The sequence below is a fragment of the Tsukamurella pseudospumae genome (assembly GCF_001575195.1).
GTDB lineage: Bacteria > Actinomycetota > Actinomycetes > Mycobacteriales > Mycobacteriaceae > Tsukamurella > Tsukamurella pseudospumae.
In genome coordinates this window covers 211,173-228,759 of sequence record NZ_LSRF01000058.1, presented here as the reverse complement: position 1 = coordinate 228,759, position 17,587 = coordinate 211,173, and the positions used below count along the sequence as shown (strand labels likewise).

Genomic DNA, 17,587 nt, shown 5'->3' with positions numbered 1-17,587 from the left:
TGCCGATTCACGCGTCCGGAATCAACTGATTTTCCCACTTGCCATCAACCGCGGTCGAGGTATTAGCGTGCCTGGAATGACCACCGAGACCGGGACCGAACCACAGCGCCGCACGAGCGGCCTGCGGTGGTTCCAGGTGGGCTCGGTCGCGCTGATCTCGTTCCTCGCCTTCGAGTCCCTCGCCGTCGGCACGGTGCTGCCGCGCGCCGCCGAGCAGTTCGGCGCCACGGCCGAGTACTCGGTGGCTTTCGGCTCCGCGTTCGCGGCCATGATCGTGGCGATCGCCTGGGCCGGGCCGTGGGTGGACCGCAGCGGGGTCCGTCCGCCGCTGGTCGTGGGCGGGATCCTGTTCGTCCTCGGGCTGATCGTCGTCGGCTCCGCGCAGGGCATGAACGTGCTGGCCCTGGGCCGCGCGGTGCAGGGCCTCGGCAGCGGTCTGCTCAGCGTGGTCCTCTACGCCATGGTCGGCCGCCTGATCCCCGCCGACGACCGGCCGCGGATCTTCGCCGCGTTCTCCACCGCGTGGGTGGTGCCCTCACTCGTCGGCCCCGCGATCGCGGGCCTGACCGCCGACACGGTGGGCTGGCGCTGGGTGTTCCTCGGCATCGCGCTCCCGGCCGTCGCAGCCCTGGCCGCGACGCTACGGGCCACCGTCGGGCTGGACGAGTCCGGTTTCGTCTCCGACGGTCCGCCGGACCGTGCGGTTCTGTTCGCCGCCCTGGTGGCGGGTGCGTCGACGGCGGTGGCGCAGTTCGCGGCGCCCCGCGGCGGGGCGGGATTCCTGGTGCTGGCGGGTGCGTGCCTGGCGGTGGCCGTCGGCGCGACGCGGCGCATGCTGCCCGCTGGGACCCTGCTGGGGCGCAGCGGGATTCCGCGACTGGTACTCACCAATCTGCTTCTGGCGGGCGCCTTCTTCGCGGCCGAGATCTACGTGCCGCTGTATCTGGTGCACGTCGACGCGATGTCGCCCTTCGCCGCCGGCTCCGTGATGACGGGTGCCGCGCTGCTGTGGGCCGGCGCCGCACAGGTGCAGGCACGGATCCCCGCGTCCGGGCCGGTGCGTCGGCGGCTTCCGCTCCTCGGAGCCGCACTCGTCCTCGCCTCGGTGGCCGGCGTGGCCGCCTGCTTCGCCGCCGACGCCCCGTGGCCGGTGATCTTCGTGGCGTGGGCGATCGGCGGCCTCGGCATGGGCCTGACCTATCCGACGCTGTCGGTGCTCGTACTCGGCGCCAGCGCCGCCGACGAACAGGGCACGAACTCCAGCGCCCTCAAGCTGGCCGATTCCGTGGGCACGGCGCTGGCCATCGCCTGCGCCGGAGCCGTGTTCGCACAGGTACTGGCGTGGGGCCACACCGGATTCGCCGTCACGATGCTGATCCCACTCGCCGCCGGAGTGGCGACGGTGCTCGTCGCCGCCGGCCTGACGATCGAGAAGTCAGCGGACTCCTGATCGGCGATCCCACCGGGCGATCGCCGATCAGTATTCGACCGATTCTCCGAGCGCCGCTGCCTCCCGGAGCAGGTGCATCGCCCGGCGCACCACAGGATTCCTGCACTCCGAATCCTTGACGTACGCGACGATGGTGCGGCGCGGTGCCGGATTGCAGACGTCGACGGCGACGGTGCCGGGCGGCAGTTCGGTGGCACCCAGACGGGGCAGCACCGTGACCCCCACGCCACGGGCCACGAACCGGAGCGCGGACGGGTAGTCGGTGGTCTCCACCACGAACCGGGGCGTGAATCCGGCTGCGGCGCAGGCGTCGAGCACCGCCTGGCGGCAGGCGCCGCGGCGCACGTCGTTGTCGATCCATCGCTCGTGCTCGAGTTCGGCCATGTCCACCAGATCGCGGCCCGCGAACCCGTGCCCCTCGGGCACGACGGCGACGTAGGACTCGACCACCAGATCCTCGTGCGAGAACCCGGCGACGGCGGTGGTCTGCCCGTGCTCCTGCCGCACCGCGACGGCGAGATCGGGACGGCGGGCGGCGATCTCGGTCACCTCGTCCTCGATCCGCAGACGCAGGCGGGTGTCGGGGAACTCCGCGCTGAGGGTCTGCACGACCGCGGGCATCCAGTGCGTTCCCGCCGTGGCGAAGACGTTCATGGTGATCCGATTGGCCTTACCGGCCCGCAGATCGTCGACCGTCGCGCCGAGGTCGTTGAGGCGAGCGAGGACACCGTCGGCCTCCGTGGCCAGCACCCGCCCCGCGGGGGTGAGCTCCACGCCCCGCCCGACCCGTTCCAGGAGCTTGAGTCCGGTCTCGCGCTGCAGGGCGGCGACGTGCTGCGAGACGGCCGACGGCGTGTAACCGAGGCTGGCCGCCGCCGCGGCGACGGAGCCCGTGGCCGCGACGGAGCGGAAGATCATGAGCCGGTGTGCGTCGAGCATGAGGCGTCTCCATTCAGTATTACTGAATGATAATATAGAAACGTTCGCTTGTGCTTATTCCGACTGGGTCGCAGAGTTGAGGCATGACGAAACGACTCCCCGCCCTGGCACTCGTCGCCGTGATGTTCGCGTGGGCTTCCGCGTTCGTGGTGATCCGCGCGATCGGCCCGCACGTCTCGCCGATCGCCATAGCCGAGGGCCGCCTGCTCGTGGGCGCTACTGCGCTCGGCGTCGTCTGGGCGATGAAGGCGCTGTACGACGGCGGTCTCCGACTGCCCCGCGGGCGTACGCTCGCGCTGACCGTCGGCTACGGCGCGCTCTGGTTCGCGCTGTACACGGTGCTGGTCAACGCCGCGGAGCGACACCTGGACGCCGGCACCACCGCCCTGCTGGTGAACATCGCACCGATCATCGTGGCGGTCCTCGCGGGGGCCGTCCTCCACGAGGGCTTCCCGCCGCTGCTCGTCGTCGGGATCTCGATCAGCTTCGCCGGTGCGGCCGTCATCGCCTTCACGGGGGACGGCAGGCGCGACGGTGCCGGAGTCGCCCTCGCAGTCGCCGCGGCGCTGCTCTACGGCATCAGCGTGGTCGCCCAGAAGCTGGTGCTGCGCACCGTCGATCCGCTCACCGCCACTGCGCTGGGCGCGGGCGTCGGTGCGCTCGTCCTGCTGCCGTGGGCGCCCCGGCTGTTCCGCGAACTGGCGGTCGCGCCGACGAGCAGCACCGTCGGTGTGCTCTACCTCGGGCTCGTCCCGACCGCGCTCGCCTTCCTGCTGTGGGCCTACGCGCTGGCGCACACCCCCGCCGGGGTCACGGCCTCGTCGTCGTACGCCGTGCCGGGCCTGTCGATCCTGCTCAGCTGGGCCTTCCTGGCCGAGACGCCCACCGGGTGGGGCCTGTTCGGCGGCGCGCTCTGCCTTGCGGGCGTGGCAGTCTCGCGGATCACCCCGCGACGTCGGCGCACAGCACCTCCGGCCACGCCCGCACGTCCTGCGGAGTCCGGGCGACCGACAGCGACGCCCGCGGCAGCATCCTGCTGAGCTCCTCCGCCGTCGACACCGGATGCGCCGGATCGTCGATCCACGCGAGCAGCGTCACGGGGATGTCGATCCGCGCCAGCACTTCCGGGGCCGGGAGGTCGCTGTCGGCTGCGCCCCGGAACAGGACCGGCAGGAGTTCCTCCGGCACGTCGGGCACCGTCGCAGGATGCCCGACGGTGGCCGGCGGCACCGGCGCGTCCTCCCCCGCGGCGAGGAAGGCCTGCAGGCCCCGCTCTTCGAGGAACGTTGCGGCGGAGCGGTACTCGATCGACTTCGCGGGGCGCGTCGCCCAGGCGGTGGGCGGCACCATGAGAGTGAGGCCACCGAACCTGTCGGGATCGCGCACCGCGGCGTGCAGCAGCGTGCCGGTCCCCATGGACGGGCCGACGCCGTGCACCCGCTCGCCCGGGAACCACGCGTCGAGGAGCCGGAGGAGATCGTCGGCGAGGTTCGGCCAACGGTAGTCGGCGGGGACGGGACGGCCCGTCGAGCGGCCGTGACCACGGGCGTCGTAACGCAGCAACCGGGTTCCGCTGAGGCCGCGCCCGAGATCGAGGTCGAGCACCCGGTCCCGGGCCCGGCTCGAGGTCAGCCCGTGCAGTTGGACCACGGGGCGGCCGCCCTCGTCGCTGTACTCGACGGCGAGACGGGCACCGGGGACGTCGAAGCTGGTCATCGGCCTTCTCTCGCCGGGCGAACGGTGCGTGGAAGGGCTAGGGTACCGGCCATGCGACTGACCAATGTCGCGCACCTGCGACTGCCCTTCGGCCGGCTGTACGGATACGACGTCACCGCGTCGGAGCCTGGCGCCGCGCTGCCGGTGTCGTTCGACCAGGCGCGGCACGTCGGCGGCGGGGATCGGCCCGGATCGTGGATGGCGCTGTCCTTCCGGCTTCCCGGACCCGTACCGCGCGATCGGCTCGCGCAGGCGTGGCTCGCCGTGATCGCGCGCCACGGCGCACTGCGCACCGCCTTCCTCCCCGGGCCCGACGGCCCGACCCTGCACGAGGTCACCGTCGGACCGGGAGCGTGGGTGGAGCACCCCATCGGGCCGGGGCAGGCAGTGGGCGACGCGCTGCGGGACGTGCTCGACGATGCCTGTTCCCCGTACCGGCGTCCGGCGCACCGGCTGTGCGTGCTGGAGACCGCCGCCGGGCCGACGGTCATCGTCGCGGCCGACCACGCGCACACCGACATGTGGTCGATGCTGGTGATCGCGCGCGACCTCCTCACCGCGCTCGACGAGATCGGTGCGGACCGCGCACCGTCGTCGGACCCGGTGCCGCCCTTCGTCGACCACACCCGGGCCCTGCGCGAACGCCCCCGCGCCCCCGCGGAGGTGCGCGGGCGGTGGCGGGAGATCCTGACCGCGAGCGGCGGTGTCATGCCCGTGTTCCCGCTGCCGCTCGGCGCGCCCGAGCCGTACGTCGAACGGGTCGAGGTGCGGGACGTGCTGGGCACCGACGAGGTGGCCGCCTTCGCCGACGCGGCGCGCGCGGCGGGCGTGTCGACGCTGTCGGCGACCGTCGCCGCGATGACGCGGGTGACGCTGGATCGCGCGGGCGCCCCGTTGCGCGCTGTGTTCCCGGTGCACAGTCGCTACGACGAGCGGTGGCACGACTCGGTGGGCTGGTTCATCACCAATTCGGTGCTGGACTCGCCGTCGGCGGAGCCGCGCGCCGCCGCCGACGCCGTGCGCGAGGCGGTGGGCCTGGGCTCGTGGCCGCTCGAGGACGTGCTCGCCGAGTGGGGCGGGATGCCCGAGGCGCCCGGCATGTTCGCCATCTCGTGGCTCGACCTGCGGCGGCTCCCGGTCCGCATCGACGCCGCCCGCCTCGACGCCCAGTACGTCGGCGCGACCATCCGGACCGACGGCGTGATGCTCTGGTTCATCCTCGACGAGGCCGGCCTGCACCTGCGCTGCCGCTACCCGGACACCCTCGAGGCCCGCGCGAACGTCGGCAGTTGGCTCGACTCCGTGGTCGGCGAGCTGCAGGCCCGCGCCCGCGCGTGAGTCCGATCAGCCGGCGGCGCGCTTGCGGGCGGGCCGCTCGGCCTGCGCCTCCCGGTTCTTCACCGAGGCCTTGAGCGCGGCGAGCAGGTCGGCGACCTCGTCGTCCTCGGCCTCCTCCTCGGGTGCCTCGGGGAAGGCCGTGCCGCCGGTGGCCTTGGCCTCGATGAGCTGGCGCAGCTGCACCTGGTAGTCGTCCTCGTACTGCTCGGGGTCGAAGTCCGTGGCCATCGAGTCGATGAGCGAGGCGGCCATCGCGAGTTCCTGCGGCCGGATCTTCACCTCCTCGCTGAGCGCGGGGAAGTCCGCCTGACGGATCTCGTCGGGCCAGAGCAGGGTCTGCAACACCATGACCTCGTCCACGACCCGCAGTGCGCAGAGCCGGGTGCGGTTGCGCAGGGTGAAGGTGCAGATGGCGAGGCGGTCCGTCTCCTGCAGCGCCTGCCGCAGCAGCACGTAGGCCTTCGGCGACTTCGACGAGGGCTCGAGGTAGTAGGGCTTGTCGAACATGATCGGGTCGACCTCCTCGCGAGGCACGAACTCCGTCACCGCGATCTCCCGGTGCTTCTCCACCGGCATCGACTTCACGTCCTCCTTGGACAGCACCACGGTGTCGCCGCCCTCGGACTCGTAGGCGTTGGCGATGTTCGCGAACTCGATCTCGTCGTCGGTGCCCTCGCGGACGCGCTTGTACCGGATCCGGACCCCGTCCTTCGCATCCACCTGGTGCGACTTCGCGTCATGACTCTCGATCGCGGAGTACACCTTCACGGGCACGTTGACCAGCCCGAACGACAGCTCACCCGTCCATATCGCGCGCATGTGACCATTGTGACTGGTGTGAGTGCGGAATGCGAGACCAACTCTCGGCCCTGCGCTCGCCGGGCGTACGAGGCCGGCAACGATCCCCACGATTCGGCACGCATGTCCGTCGCGACGAGGCATGCGTCAGGCGCATGGGCACTGACCTGCGAGATCACGGCCGGGTATGCAGTTCGCGCATAACCGGGTTCGGCACTCCGGCCCGGCGCGGGTCGATCCGCTCCGGCACCAGGTCGATTCGCGACCGAGGCTGACCGGCCCGGCGCCGACCGACCGGAGTTGAAGGATATGCGCCAACCGCATAAACCGACCCCGTTTCTGCAGGTCAACGGGCATGCGTCCGACGCATGGCCGTGGCGCCGACCACCGATCCCTTCCCGGCCGGCGCCAGCACCCGATAATGGGACCGTGGCGCAGATCCGGGAGAACCGCGAGGTCGACGGCATCGCCGTGCAGCTGACCAATCTGGACAAGGTGATCTACCCCGCCACTGGCACCACCAAGGCCGAGATCATCGACTACTACCAGGCCATCGCCCCGTTCGCGCTCCACCACCTGCGGGACCGCCCGCTGACCCGCAAACGCTGGCCCAACGGCGTCGACAAGACGGCCTTCTTCGAGAAGCGGCTGCCCGGTCACGCACCCGTGTGGATCCGCCGCGGCAGCCAGCACCACTCCGACGGCGAGTCCCTCTACCCCGTCATCGACAACGCCGCCGGCATGGTCTGGCTCGGGCAGCAGGCCGCCCTCGAACTCCACGTGCCGCAGTGGACCTTCGTGTCCGACGGTGCCGCCCCTGGCCCGGAGCCGCTCGACGCGCCACCGCCCGGAGCGCAGCTACTCGTCCCGGAGGTCCCCGGCCCGCCCGACCGCCTCGTCCTCGACCTCGACCCGGGTCCGGCGGTCACCCTCGACGATTGCGCGGCCCTCGCGCTGCGCATCCGCGATCTCCTGGCCGCGATGGGCATGGACGCCTACCCCGTGACCAGCGGCTCGAAGGGACTGCACGTCTACGCGCCGCTGCCCCCGGGCGGGATCTCGTCACAGGGCGCACGGAAGGTCGCCCACGCGATCGCCGCCCAGCTCGAGTCCGAGTCGCCCGAGCTGGTCACCGCATCGATGGCGAAGGACCAGCGCGGTGGACGGATCTTCGTCGACTGGTCGCAGAACAGCGCGTCCAAGACCACCGTCTCGCCCTATTCGCTGCGCGGACGCGACCACCCGTGGGTCGCCGCGCCGCGCACCTGGGACGAGCTCGCCCGGCCCGGCCTGCGCCAGCTCGAGTTCGGGGAGGTCCTCGCGCGCGCCCTGTCCGACGGTGACCTCCTGGCCGGGCTCGACCGTGCCGACGACTCCGGGCCGGCACGCCCCGGGCCGGCAGGCTCCGGGGTCGCGCCCGCGGCACCGTCGACGCCCCCGGCCGAGCCCGTGGACCTGGGCGCGTACCGAGCCAAACGGGACGCGCGCAAGACGCCGGAGCCGTTCGGCGGCGCACCGTCGCAGGGGGATCCGATCTTCGTCATCCAGGAGCATCACGCGCGCCGCCTGCACTACGACTTCCGCCTGGAACACGACGGAGTGCTCGCCTCCTGGGCGGTCCCGAAGAACCTGCCCGACGACCCCGAGATCAACCACCTGGCGGTGCGCACCGAGGACCACCCGATGGACTACGCCGCGTTCGAGGGCAGCATCCCGAAGGGCGAGTACGGCGGCGGCGACGTGACCATCTGGGACCACGGCACCTACGAGCTGGAGAAGTGGCGCAGCGGCGAGGTCATCGTCACCCTGTACGGGAATCGCCTGCGGGGCAAGCGGTACGCGCTGATCCGCACCGGCGAGAAGAACTGGCTGGCGCACCTCACCAAGGACAAGACCGCGAGCGCGCAGGCCCCGGCGACCACGTCAGCACCGGATCCCATGCTGCCCACCGAATCCCCCATCGACCGGCTGTCCGGCGCGGACTGGGCCTTCGAGGGCAAGTGGGACGGTTATCGGATCATCGCAACGGTGCGCGGCGGCACCGTCGCGCTGCGCACCCGGTCCGGGCGCGTGGTGACCGGAGAGTTCCCCGAATTCGAATCGCTCGCACACGATCTCGATGGCATGGATGTCGTGCTCGACGGCGAGGCCGTGGTGCTCGACGCGAACGGCGTACCGTCGTTCCACCTGATGGCGGGGGGCGACACCCGGGCCGGCGCCGTACAGCTGTTCCTGTTCGACGTGCTCGCACTGAACGGCGTCGACCTCACCACACGCCCGTGGACGGTGCGCCGGCAGGTACTGGAAGGCCTTGCGCCGCTGCTCGAAGCGGACACCTCGGTGACCCTTCCCGGACTCGTGGACGCCGCCGACGGTGCACAGGCCGCGGCGCTGAGCGCCGAGCTCGGCTGGGAGGGGATCATCGCGAAGCGTCGCGACTCCCCGTACCTGCCGGGGCAGCGCGTGCGGGCCTGGCTCAAGCACAAGAACTGGCGCGACCTGCAGGTCGCCATCGGCGGCTGGAAGCCCGGAAAGGGCTCGCGGGCCAACGGGATCGGCTCGGTCCTCGTCGGCCTGCCCGCCGAGACCGGGCTGGTGTACCTGGGGTCGGTGGGTTCCGGCTTCTCGGACCGCGACCTCGCGGCGCTGCAGGAGGAGCTGGAGCCGCTGCGGATGCGGCGCTCGCCGTTCACCGCGCCGCTCGACGATCCTGACGCCCGCGACGCGGTGTGGGTGCTGCCGAAGGTGATCGGCGATGTCCGGTACTCGTCGCTCCGCCGCGGCGGCCACCTTCGGCAGCCCACGTGGCGCGGCTTCCGGCGCGACCTGCTGCCCGGCGACCTGCCGACCGCCGGCGAGGCGCCGTGGGAGGGCCCGGAGGAATAGTTAGTGCACTATTGATTAGTGCACTACTCGACTGATACCGTCGACGTCATGACCGAGACGACGACCGACGCGGATCCCCTCGCCCTGGAACGCCAGGTGTGCTTCGCACTCGCGCTCGCCAACCGCGCCGTGCTCTCGGTCTACCGGCCGATCCTGGCGCCCATGGGGCTCACGCACCCGCAGTACCTGGTGATGCTCGCGCTGTGGGACTCGTCGCCGCGGTCGGTGAAGGCGCTGGCCGCGACCCTGCAGCTCGACTCGCCGACGCTGAGTCCGCTGCTCAAGCGGCTCGAGGCGCAGGGGCTGCTCACCCGCGGCCGCGCCGCGGACGACGAGCGGCGGATCGACGTCGAACTCACCGAGGCCGGTCGCGACCTGCGCCAGCAGGCCCTCGCGGTGCCGCCCGCCGTCATCGAGAGGCTCGGCGCGAGCCTGGCCGAGCTGGAGGACCTGCACCGCGTCCTCACCACCGTCAACGCCAAGGCGCTCGCCGCGGGCGCCCTCGAGGAGACCCCATGAACGCCGTCCACCGCCCCGATCCGCTGCACTACCTCGCCTGGGTCTACACCGGCTCCCTACCGGAGCGGAACCGGGAGTGGGTGCGCCACAACCTGACCCGCCGCACGTGGATCGCCCGGCACCTGCTGCGCGGCCAGTTGGCCTTCGTGCCCGTGTACGCGCTGCTCGTACTGCTGCTTCCCGGATCACTGTGGCTGCGCGGCGCGACGGTGCTACTCGGCGCCCTGCTCGCGCTCTTCTACAACGCCGTCTACATCGTCCCCAACCGCGTCCGCCGCCTGCAGAAGAACGGCCTCGACCCCGAGCTCGAGAACCCCGCCGTGATCCGCCGCCGCGCCGAGACGCGCCGCGCCTACGAGGCCGCGTACGCGCCCACCCGCTCCTGACCGTCCCGCCCGCGGTACGGCGCACCGTCGTAGCCTGAGGACATGCCCGTCAGTGCGATCGTCACCATCCCCGGCGTCCGCGTCGGCCACACCACCGACACCGCGGCCCGCACCGGCTGCACCGTCGTGACCTTCCCGGACGGCACCGTCGGGTCCGGCGAGGTGCGCGGCGGCGCTCCCGCCTCCCGCGAGTTCGACCTGCTCTCCCCCGAACGCTCCGTGGATGAGATCCACGCCGCCGTGCTCACCGGGGGCTCCGCGTTCGGGCTCGCCAGCGCCGACGGGGTGATGCGCCGCCTCGAGGAGGAGGGGCGCGGCGTCGAGACCGTCGCCGGACGGGTGCCGATCGTGCCCACCCTGGGGCTGTTCGACCTCATGGTCGGAGACCCGACGGTACGTCCCAGCGCCGAGGACGGTTACGCCGCAGCGGCTTCCGCGTCCGCCGATGCCGAACTGCACGGTCCGATCGGCGCCGGCACCGGCGCCACCACGGGCAAGGCCCGCGGCCTGGAGAATCTCCACGACGCCGGGCTGGGGTACGCCGAGGTACGCGCCGGCGAGGTGATCGTGGGCGCACTGTGCGCCGTGAACGCCTTCGGCGACATCCTGACCGGTGAGTCGACGGCCACCGCGGACTTCGGCTACGAGCCCTTCGAGCGCGGCGGGAACCGCGAGAACACCACCATCGGCGTGGTGATCACCAACGCCCGGCTCAGCAAGGTCGAGTGCCTGATCCTCGCGCAGGGCGCGCACGACGGCCTCGCCCGCGCGATCGACCCGCCGCACACCCGGTTCGACGGTGACGCCTTCATCTCCGCCGCCACCGGTGCGGTGGAGGCCAAGGTGGACCTGGTGCGCGCGCTCGCGATCACCGCGGTCGCCGAGGCCATCCGGTCCCGCGCCTGACGTCCGGACCGAGCCGATGATCCCCCTCCACCGCGCCGGCCTGGCGGCGTGCTTCCTGGTGCTGGCCTCCGCCTGCGCCGTGCTGCCCGAGGATCCGGGCCCGGCGCCGGAGGCACCGTCGACCCCGGCGGTGGTGATCACGACGCCGAGCGTGGCCCCGTACAACGTGGTCGCGCCGGGTGTCCCGGCCGCGGTCGCGACGCGGCCCACCACCGGCGCGGGGATCGCCACCTACGCCGACCCGTTCGGGGTGTACTCGAGCATCTGCACGCTGGGATTCCTCGCCCGCTACCCGAACGGGCAGATCGTGGCGTTCACCGCCGGGCACTGCGCCGAGGCCGCGCGGCAGGTGCGGCCGGACCGCAACCCCGTGGCGCGTTACCTGACCTCCGCGGACAGCAGCGTCCCCTTCGGCGAGTACATCAAGGCGACCCGCAGCGCACGCGGACAGGACATCGCGATCATCCAGGTGGCGGGCCGGGATGTCGCGCCGGTCGCCCCGGCGATCGGGCCCGTGACCGGGTTCAGCACCCCGGACCGGTTGCGCGCGGAGCGGCCCGAGATCTGCATCGTCGGCGCCCGCACGGGCCGGCACTGCGGGGTTCTCGAGGACGCCTCCGGCACCCGCGTGACGTGGGCCGGGATCCCCGCCGTCGAGGGCGACTCGGGCGGGCCGGTGTACGCGAAGTGGCCCGACGGGACCTTCACCGCCGTCGGCGTGGTCAACTCCGTGCACACCCGGGCCGACGGCACCGGAACCGGAAGCGGTACGGGCACACTCATCGCCGCCGACATCGAGGCGAACGACATGACGCTGCTGGGGACCGTCTAGAGCACGCCCAGCACCTGGGTATCGATGTGCAGTCCGGTGGGCGAGCCGTCGGCCGCGCGGGTGACGAGGACGGGGTAGAAGCCGTCACCCCAGCCCGAATCGCTGACAGCGATGTTCTCCCCGTGTTGAGCTCCCGGGATCGGAAACATCCCGGAGCCCTTGATGAAGGCACTCGGGTCGTCATCGGTGGGCAGGTATGCGCGAATCGCGGCGCCGTCCGCGAACGCCACCATTCCGGCATCGACCGCGACGCCGTACACCTTGTCACCGGTGGGCGCCGGCTTGCCCGGCGGAACCGCCAGCTCGACGCGCGTCGTGGGCCGATCGGAGAGCACGAGACTGAGGTAGGCGATGCGCCGGTTGGAGCCATCACGGTTCTTGGACATGTCCGCAACGGTCTGCACGACGCGGTACGTACCGTTGGGGACGGCGAACCTGCCCGCCTGCCCCAGGCTGACATAGGGATCCGACGCTTCGACCAGCCCCGATCGGACGACGAGCTGTCCGAGGTCGCGGACGGTGACCGGCACCCGTCCGGTGCGCGTCGGGGCCTCGCCGGCCCGAAGCGCGTGAAAGTCGGACAGTGCGGGATAGCGCGGCTCAGCCTGCGCCGCACCGACGCCGTGGACCAGCGGCCCCGCAAGCGCGACCGCGATGACCGCGACGAGCCCTACGATCGCCAATCGTGCAGATCGAATCACCATGGGTAAATCATGGCATGCGATCGACGCGCGCCGCTACGAAACGTCGATGCACTCGTCCGCCGCAGAGCGCGAGCGCCGGGACCGTCGGCGCGGAGATCATCCTCAGGCACGCGAAAGGAGTCCGCCGGGTGGTCACGCGCCTAGCGGGTGAGGCTGGTGCCGAACACGCGTAGTTCGCGGTAGGCCACGCGGAACGTCGCGCGGGTGTGCAGATCGCCCGCCTCGCCGTCGTGGGCCACGCGGAAGGGCTCGTCGGCGTCGATCGTGACGACGGGGGCCTGCAGCTCGCGGTAGACCTGCGAGTTGCGGATCCGGCCGCTGATCCAGGACAGCAACAGCCGTGACCAGGCGTACCGGTGCCCGTCCTCGAGGTACCGCACGTCGAGCACACCGTCGTCGAGGCGGGAGCGCCGGCCGGGCACGAAACTCGGTGCGCCGTACATGGAATTGCCGAGGAAGAAGAAGGAGACGGCGGCCGGGCGGCCCTCGATCCGCACCGTCACGGGTGAGGAGTGACGCAGCACGTGGCGCATCGCACGGACGGTGGCCGTGGCGCGACCGATGCGACGCTTCTGATAGCGGGTGCGCGCCTCGACGAAGTCCGGGTACGCGCCGATGCTCGCGGTGTTGAGCAGAAGCTTCTCGTCGTTGAGCCACACCACGTCGACCTTGGCGACCCTGCCGTTGCGGATCGAATCGACGACGGCGGCAACGGTTTCCGAACCGATGTCCAGGGCGAAATGGTTGAAGGTACCCGCCGGGAAGACCGCGAGCGGCTTGCCCGTCGCGACGGCGTGCGCGGCCAGCGTGGCCACGGTGCCGTCGCCGCCCGCCACACCGAGGAATTCAGCCCGCTCCGCGGCGTCCGCGGCGACCGTCTCGATATCGGAATCCGCACTGAGCTCAACGATCTCGGCCCGGGGCAATGCCGAGCGGATCTCCTCCGCCACGCGGGTGCCGGTCCCATCGCCGGATGCGGGGTTGAGCACCACGACCAGGCCCGCACCGTCATGCTCGGTCTCGACGCGCTCGACCGTGGGCTCCGGCGTCATCGTGCGGCTGTCGTCCACGGGCGGCACGAGCCGGGCGCCCGCGATCGCGACGCCCGCTCCCACCGCGAACCCCGCCAGGACGTCGCCCGGATAGTGTGCGCCGGTGGCGACCCGGGACAGGCCGACGGCGCCGGCGAGTCCCGCCAGTGCGTAACCGGCGGTACGGTTCTCGAGCCCCACGCCGATCGCGAAGGCCGCTGCGGCCGCCGAGTGCCCGGACGGGAACGACGTCGAGGTGGGCTGGCGCCGGGCGCGGCGGAGCGGCACACCGTCGAACACCGGGCGGCGACGGGGGTAGATCCGTTTGAGCCCCTGGTTGACGATGAGACTCGTGACCGCGAGCGAGACGATCCCGCGGACGGCGCCGCGGCGCGACGACAGGCCGCCCAAGCCGCCGAGCCCGGCCGCGATCACCAGCCACAGCTTGGAGTGATCCGCCGCCGCGGAGAGCGGGCGCATCGTGAGGTCGAGGAGGGGACTCGGCGAATCGGCGACGGCGTCGAACAGTCGGCGGTCGAGATCGCTCAGCCCCTCGTGAAGGGTGCGGAGGGGGTGCGGCGCGGGATCCGACATGACCCGAAAGTACCCCGGTCCGCTGCGGACCGGACCACGTCGGCGATCAGCGCAGGTGGATCGCCGCCGCGGCGTGGATGGCATCGGTGAGGCGCTCGACGGCGCGGGTGTGCAGCCGCCAGGACTGCCAGTACAGCTTCACGTCGACGGTGTCGTCCGTGAGGCGGAGCAGGGTGCCGCGGTCGATCGCGTCGCCGACGTCGGCCTCCGGGAGGCTGCCCCAGCCGAGCCCGGCCCGCACCGCGTGCGCGAAGGCCTCCGACGACGGGATCCGGTGCATCGGCGGCCCCTCCTCGATCCCGCGCCGGCGCAGCACCCGGGTCTGCAGCTCGTCCTTGCGCAGGTCGTACTGGACGATCGGCATCTCGCGCCAGCGCCAGCGACCGCCCGCACGCCACCGCTCCGCATACGCCGGCGTGCACACCGGGAGGTAGCGCATGGTGCCCAGGTACTCCACCGAGCAGCCCTGCACCGGCTCCGGGTCGGTGGTGATCGCGCCCAGCACCGAGCCCGCGCGCAGCAGGTCCGCGGTGTGGTGCTCGTCGTCCACGACCAGTCGCAACAGCGGACCGTCGGGCTGCGCGGCGATCGAGACGATCACGTCGCGGAACCAGGTGGCGAGGGAGTCCGCATTGACGCCCACGTCCAGCACGGTCGACGGTGCGCCGCCCGCCAACCGGCCCAGCGCGTCGGCCTCGAGCGAGGCGACGCCGCGGGCGAGGCCCAGCAGCACCTCGCCCTGGGAGGTCGGGCGGCACGGTCCCTCGCGGGTGACGACGACGTGCCCGACCTGCTGTTCGAGGGCCCGGATCCGCTGGCTGACCGCCGACTGCGTGATCCGTAGTCGCGCCGCCGCGGCACCGAAGCTCTCCTCCTCCACCACGGCGACGAGGGTCTCGAGATGATGCCCGCTCAGCATGAAGTAATTCTAATGGGTAATCTCCTTCTCGTATTGGCACTTATGTCGGGTCTGGACCTAGCGTCGTGGTCATGACCTCAGCACTCCTCGCCGGCATGGGCCTCGGCCTGTCGCTCATCGTCGCCATCGGCGCGCAGAACGCCTACGTCCTGCATGTGGGTGTGCGGGGCCGCGGACTGGCGGCGGTCGTCGCCGTGTGCATCGTCTCGGACGTCGTCCTGATCGTCGCGGGGGTCGCAGGGCTCGGGGCGGCGGTGTCCGGGCGACCGGTGCTGCTCGAGACGGTGAAGTGGGCCGGCGTCGTGGTGCTCGCCGGGTACGGCCTTCGGTCGCTGTGGTCGGCACGGACCTCGGCCGGCCTCGTCGCGGGCGGCGACGGAGCGGCGTCGGTCGCCGCGATCGTGGCCGGCGTGCTGGCACTGACCTGGCTCAATCCGCACGTCTACCTCGACACCGTGCTGCTGCTCGGGTCGGCGTCCACGCGGTACGCCGGTGACCGTTGGTGGTTCGCACTCGGCGCCTGCGTCGCCAGCGTCCTGTGGTTCTGCCTGCTCGGGTTCGGTGCCCGACGGATGGCGGGAGTGCTGGGCCGGCCGGGCGTGTGGCGCGCGATCAACCTCGGGATCGGCGTGCTCCTGCTGGTACTCGCGATGCGCCTCGCGACGATGCCGCTCGGGGGCTAGCCCTGCGGTCGATTCCTCCCGCGGAGCGAGCACTATCGACCACACCGCCCGCACCGGATCGGGCTTCGAGCCCTGCCTCGCGATGTCGCGCGGGACCACCGGCTCGCGGCCACGGGCTCACGCGGCGATGGCGTTCACGGCGGTGATGACGTCCGTCATCACCGCTTCACCGTCACCGTCGAGCTGATGCCAGCCGAAGCGGAGGACCCGCCACCCGGCGAGCACGAGGCGGTTCTGCTTGCGTGCGTCGTTCATCGCACGATCCGGGGTGCGGTGGAAGGCCCAGCCGTCGACCTCGATCGCGAGCCTCTGCGCGGGGAACGCGAAGTCGATCGAGTACACCCCGAAAGGGAACTGCGCGCGCCACCCGGTGAGGTGATGCAGTTCGAGCATCGTCTGGAACAGGCGCTCCGCCTCCGACTCGGCATCGCCGACGATCACGGCCAACAGTCGGCGGGCCTCCGCCATGCCGTGCCGCCCGGCGTTCCGCTTCGTCGCAGCGGCGAGTCCGTCCACCGTGACGATCCCCTCCTGGAGCGAGCGATCGAGCAGCGCGCTTCCCCCGACCGCCGCCGACTCGAGCGCCGTCAGCGGGGCCGCGGTCACCGACAGCCCGCGAACCACGTCGAGATCGGCCGGCAGCAGGTCGCGGCGGTGCACCTCCAGGTCGTACGGGACTTTCGGCGCCCTCCGATGGCTGCGGGGCACTGTCAGCGAGATCGAGTCCGGCGGCGACTGCGCGATGCCGTGCCACCACGCCGCGGCCGCACCGTCGACAGCCCCGCCCGTAGCGCCCGTCGCAGCGCGCAATCGGGCCTCGTCCGTGAATGTGTGCGTGGCGGACAGGTACGCGCCGCCACCGAGTGCGATCCACAGCTTCGCCTCGACCAGCCTGCCGATCGCCGACGAGCTGAGCCCGAGGCCCAGCGCCGCCGACCGCGTGATCACACCGTCGTGGTCGGCGAGGTACTCCGCGAGCTCCCGCTGTTCGCGTCGCGCCGACGACTCGGCCGCTCGCTTCGATCCGTCCCCCATATCAATTGGACGCATGGGACCGGACCACGGTTCCGGCCCGACCACCGTGGTCGATTCTTCCCGTGCAGCGGGCAGGATCGACCACACGGCGAAGCGCGTACGTTGGAACGCATGGCAGCTGTCACGATCATCGGTGGACACGGCAAGATCGCGCTGATTCTGGCGCGCATCCTCAGCTCCCGGGGCGATGCGGTCACCTCCTGGATCCGCGACCCGGGGCAGTCGGAGGAGGTCGCCGCAACGGGAGCGACACCGCGGGTACTCGATGTCGAGAACGCCTCCCGCGAGGAGATCGCGGCCGCCCTTGCCGGGTCGGACGCGGTCGTCTTCTCCGCGGGCGCCGGCGGTGGGAATCCCGAACGGACCTACGCCGTCGACCGCGACGCCGCGATCCGCTCGATCCAGGCGGCCGAGCAAGCCGGGGTGAAGCGCTACGTCATGGTCTCCTACCTCGGGGCCGCACCCGATCACGGCGTCCCGGAGTCCGATCCGTTCTTCCCGTACGCGGAGGCCAAGGCCGCCGCCGACGTCGCGCTGCGCGCGTCCGACCTGGACTGGACGGTGCTCATGCCCGGCCGGCTCACGCTCGACGAGCCCACCGGCCGCGTCGATCCGGACGCGACGCGGTCCGCGGACAACCCCGGCACGTCACGCGCCAACGTCGCGCTGGTCGCCGCCTCCGTGCTGGACCGGCCGGACACCGTCGGAAAGGACCTGCCCTTCACCGACGGGGACACGGCCATCGAGAACGCCTGGGCCTGACCACAACGCAATTGAACACCGTTATGGAGGGTAAATCCCCAGGTCGGATTCTCCATAACGGTGTTCAATTCGGGAGGCGGGATGCAGAA

At 71.7% G+C, this 17,587-nt stretch carries 16 protein-coding genes and 1 pseudogene; 10 read left to right on the top strand and 7 right to left on the bottom strand.

Annotation, left to right across the window (positions count from 1 at the left end; translation table 11 throughout):
* Positions 1–76: 76 nt before the first annotated feature.
* On the top strand, positions 77–1,450 hold the full coding sequence (locus AXK60_RS19540) for an MFS transporter (protein WP_068573658.1): 1,374 nt from the start codon (positions 77–79) through the stop codon (positions 1,448–1,450).
* A gap of 27 nt (positions 1,451–1,477) precedes the next feature.
* Here the strand turns inward: AXK60_RS19540 and AXK60_RS19535 are convergent, their stop codons facing one another.
* Complete coding sequence (locus AXK60_RS19535; protein WP_068573657.1) at positions 1,478–2,389, bottom strand: LysR substrate-binding domain-containing protein; 912 nt, start codon at positions 2,387–2,389, stop codon at positions 1,478–1,480.
* A gap of 83 nt (positions 2,390–2,472) precedes the next feature.
* On the opposite strand from AXK60_RS19535, the gene AXK60_RS19530 reads away from it, so the two are divergent.
* Positions 2,473–3,429, top strand: a complete 957-nt coding sequence (locus AXK60_RS19530) for a DMT family transporter (protein ID WP_082778133.1) — start codon at positions 2,473–2,475, stop codon at positions 3,427–3,429.
* On the opposite strand, the gene AXK60_RS19525 is transcribed toward AXK60_RS19530, so the two are convergent.
* Positions 3,332–4,105 carry an alpha/beta fold hydrolase gene (locus tag AXK60_RS19525; RefSeq protein WP_068573656.1) on the bottom strand — a complete coding sequence of 258 codons (774 nt, stop codon included), beginning with the start codon at positions 4,103–4,105 and terminating at the stop codon, positions 3,332–3,334. The genes AXK60_RS19530 and AXK60_RS19525 overlap by 98 nt on opposite strands.
* Positions 4,106–4,156: 51 nt before the next feature.
* Here AXK60_RS19525 and AXK60_RS19520 point away from each other — a divergent pair.
* Positions 4,157–5,440, top strand: a pseudogene (locus tag AXK60_RS19520) (condensation domain-containing protein); the annotation flags it as partial.
* Positions 5,441–5,449: 9 nt separating this feature from the next.
* Here the strand turns inward: AXK60_RS19520 and ku are convergent.
* Complete coding sequence (gene ku / locus AXK60_RS19515; protein ID WP_068573655.1) at positions 5,450–6,262, bottom strand: non-homologous end joining protein Ku; 813 nt, start codon at positions 6,260–6,262, stop codon at positions 5,450–5,452.
* Between the two features lie 408 nt (positions 6,263–6,670).
* On the opposite strand from ku, the gene AXK60_RS19510 reads away from it, so the two are divergent.
* The 5 genes from AXK60_RS19510 to AXK60_RS19490 are packed head-to-tail and all read left to right on the top strand — an operon-like array spanning position 6,671 to position 11,770.
* Positions 6,671–9,127, top strand: a complete 2,457-nt coding sequence (locus tag AXK60_RS19510) for an ATP-dependent DNA ligase (protein WP_244881137.1) — start codon at positions 6,671–6,673, stop codon at positions 9,125–9,127.
* A gap of 48 nt (positions 9,128–9,175) precedes the next feature.
* Complete coding sequence (locus AXK60_RS19505) at positions 9,176–9,646, top strand: MarR family winged helix-turn-helix transcriptional regulator (protein ID WP_068575244.1); 471 nt, start codon at positions 9,176–9,178, stop codon at positions 9,644–9,646.
* Complete coding sequence (locus tag AXK60_RS19500) at positions 9,643–10,032, top strand: DUF5313 family protein (protein ID WP_068573654.1); 390 nt, start codon at positions 9,643–9,645, stop codon at positions 10,030–10,032. Before AXK60_RS19505 ends, AXK60_RS19500 begins: the two co-directional genes overlap by 4 nt.
* Before the next feature lie 42 nt (positions 10,033–10,074).
* On the top strand, positions 10,075–10,938 hold the full coding sequence (locus AXK60_RS19495) for a P1 family peptidase (RefSeq protein ID WP_068573653.1): 864 nt from the start codon (positions 10,075–10,077) through the stop codon (positions 10,936–10,938).
* A gap of 16 nt (positions 10,939–10,954) precedes the next feature.
* Complete coding sequence (locus tag AXK60_RS19490; protein WP_068573652.1) at positions 10,955–11,770, top strand: chymotrypsin family serine protease; 816 nt, start codon at positions 10,955–10,957, stop codon at positions 11,768–11,770.
* Here AXK60_RS19490 and AXK60_RS19485 read toward each other — a convergent pair.
* The 3 genes from AXK60_RS19485 to AXK60_RS19475 all read right to left on the bottom strand — a co-directional run bounded on the left by AXK60_RS19485 (position 11,767) and on the right by AXK60_RS19475 (position 15,018).
* The gene (locus tag AXK60_RS19485; protein WP_082778131.1) at positions 11,767–12,474 is read right to left on the bottom strand and encodes a DUF4241 domain-containing protein; all 708 of its coding nucleotides are present in this window, start codon (positions 12,472–12,474) and stop codon (positions 11,767–11,769) included. The genes AXK60_RS19490 and AXK60_RS19485 overlap by 4 nt on opposite strands.
* Positions 12,475–12,614: 140 nt before the next feature.
* The gene (locus AXK60_RS19480; protein WP_068573650.1) at positions 12,615–14,099 is read right to left on the bottom strand and encodes a bifunctional phosphatase PAP2/diacylglycerol kinase family protein; all 1,485 of its coding nucleotides are present in this window, start codon (positions 14,097–14,099) and stop codon (positions 12,615–12,617) included.
* Between the two features lie 46 nt (positions 14,100–14,145).
* Positions 14,146–15,018 (bottom strand): LysR family transcriptional regulator ArgP, encoded by an 873-nt coding sequence (locus AXK60_RS19475; RefSeq protein ID WP_068573649.1) that lies wholly within the window; start codon positions 15,016–15,018, stop codon positions 14,146–14,148.
* Positions 15,019–15,089: 71 nt separating this feature from the next.
* Here AXK60_RS19475 and AXK60_RS19470 point away from each other — a divergent pair, with 71 nt between their 5' ends.
* Positions 15,090–15,701, top strand: a complete 612-nt coding sequence (locus AXK60_RS19470; protein ID WP_068575243.1) for a LysE/ArgO family amino acid transporter — start codon at positions 15,090–15,092, stop codon at positions 15,699–15,701.
* Between the two features lie 117 nt (positions 15,702–15,818).
* On the opposite strand, the gene AXK60_RS19465 is transcribed toward AXK60_RS19470, so the two are convergent.
* Positions 15,819–16,736 carry a type IV toxin-antitoxin system AbiEi family antitoxin domain-containing protein gene (locus AXK60_RS19465; RefSeq protein WP_068573648.1) on the bottom strand — a complete coding sequence of 306 codons (918 nt, stop codon included), beginning with the start codon at positions 16,734–16,736 and terminating at the stop codon, positions 15,819–15,821.
* A gap of 111 nt (positions 16,737–16,847) precedes the next feature.
* On the opposite strand from AXK60_RS19465, the gene AXK60_RS19460 reads away from it, so the two are divergent.
* The gene (locus AXK60_RS19460; protein WP_068573647.1) at positions 16,848–17,498 is read left to right on the top strand and encodes an SDR family oxidoreductase; all 651 of its coding nucleotides are present in this window, start codon (positions 16,848–16,850) and stop codon (positions 17,496–17,498) included.
* Positions 17,499–17,587 lie beyond the last annotated feature (89 nt).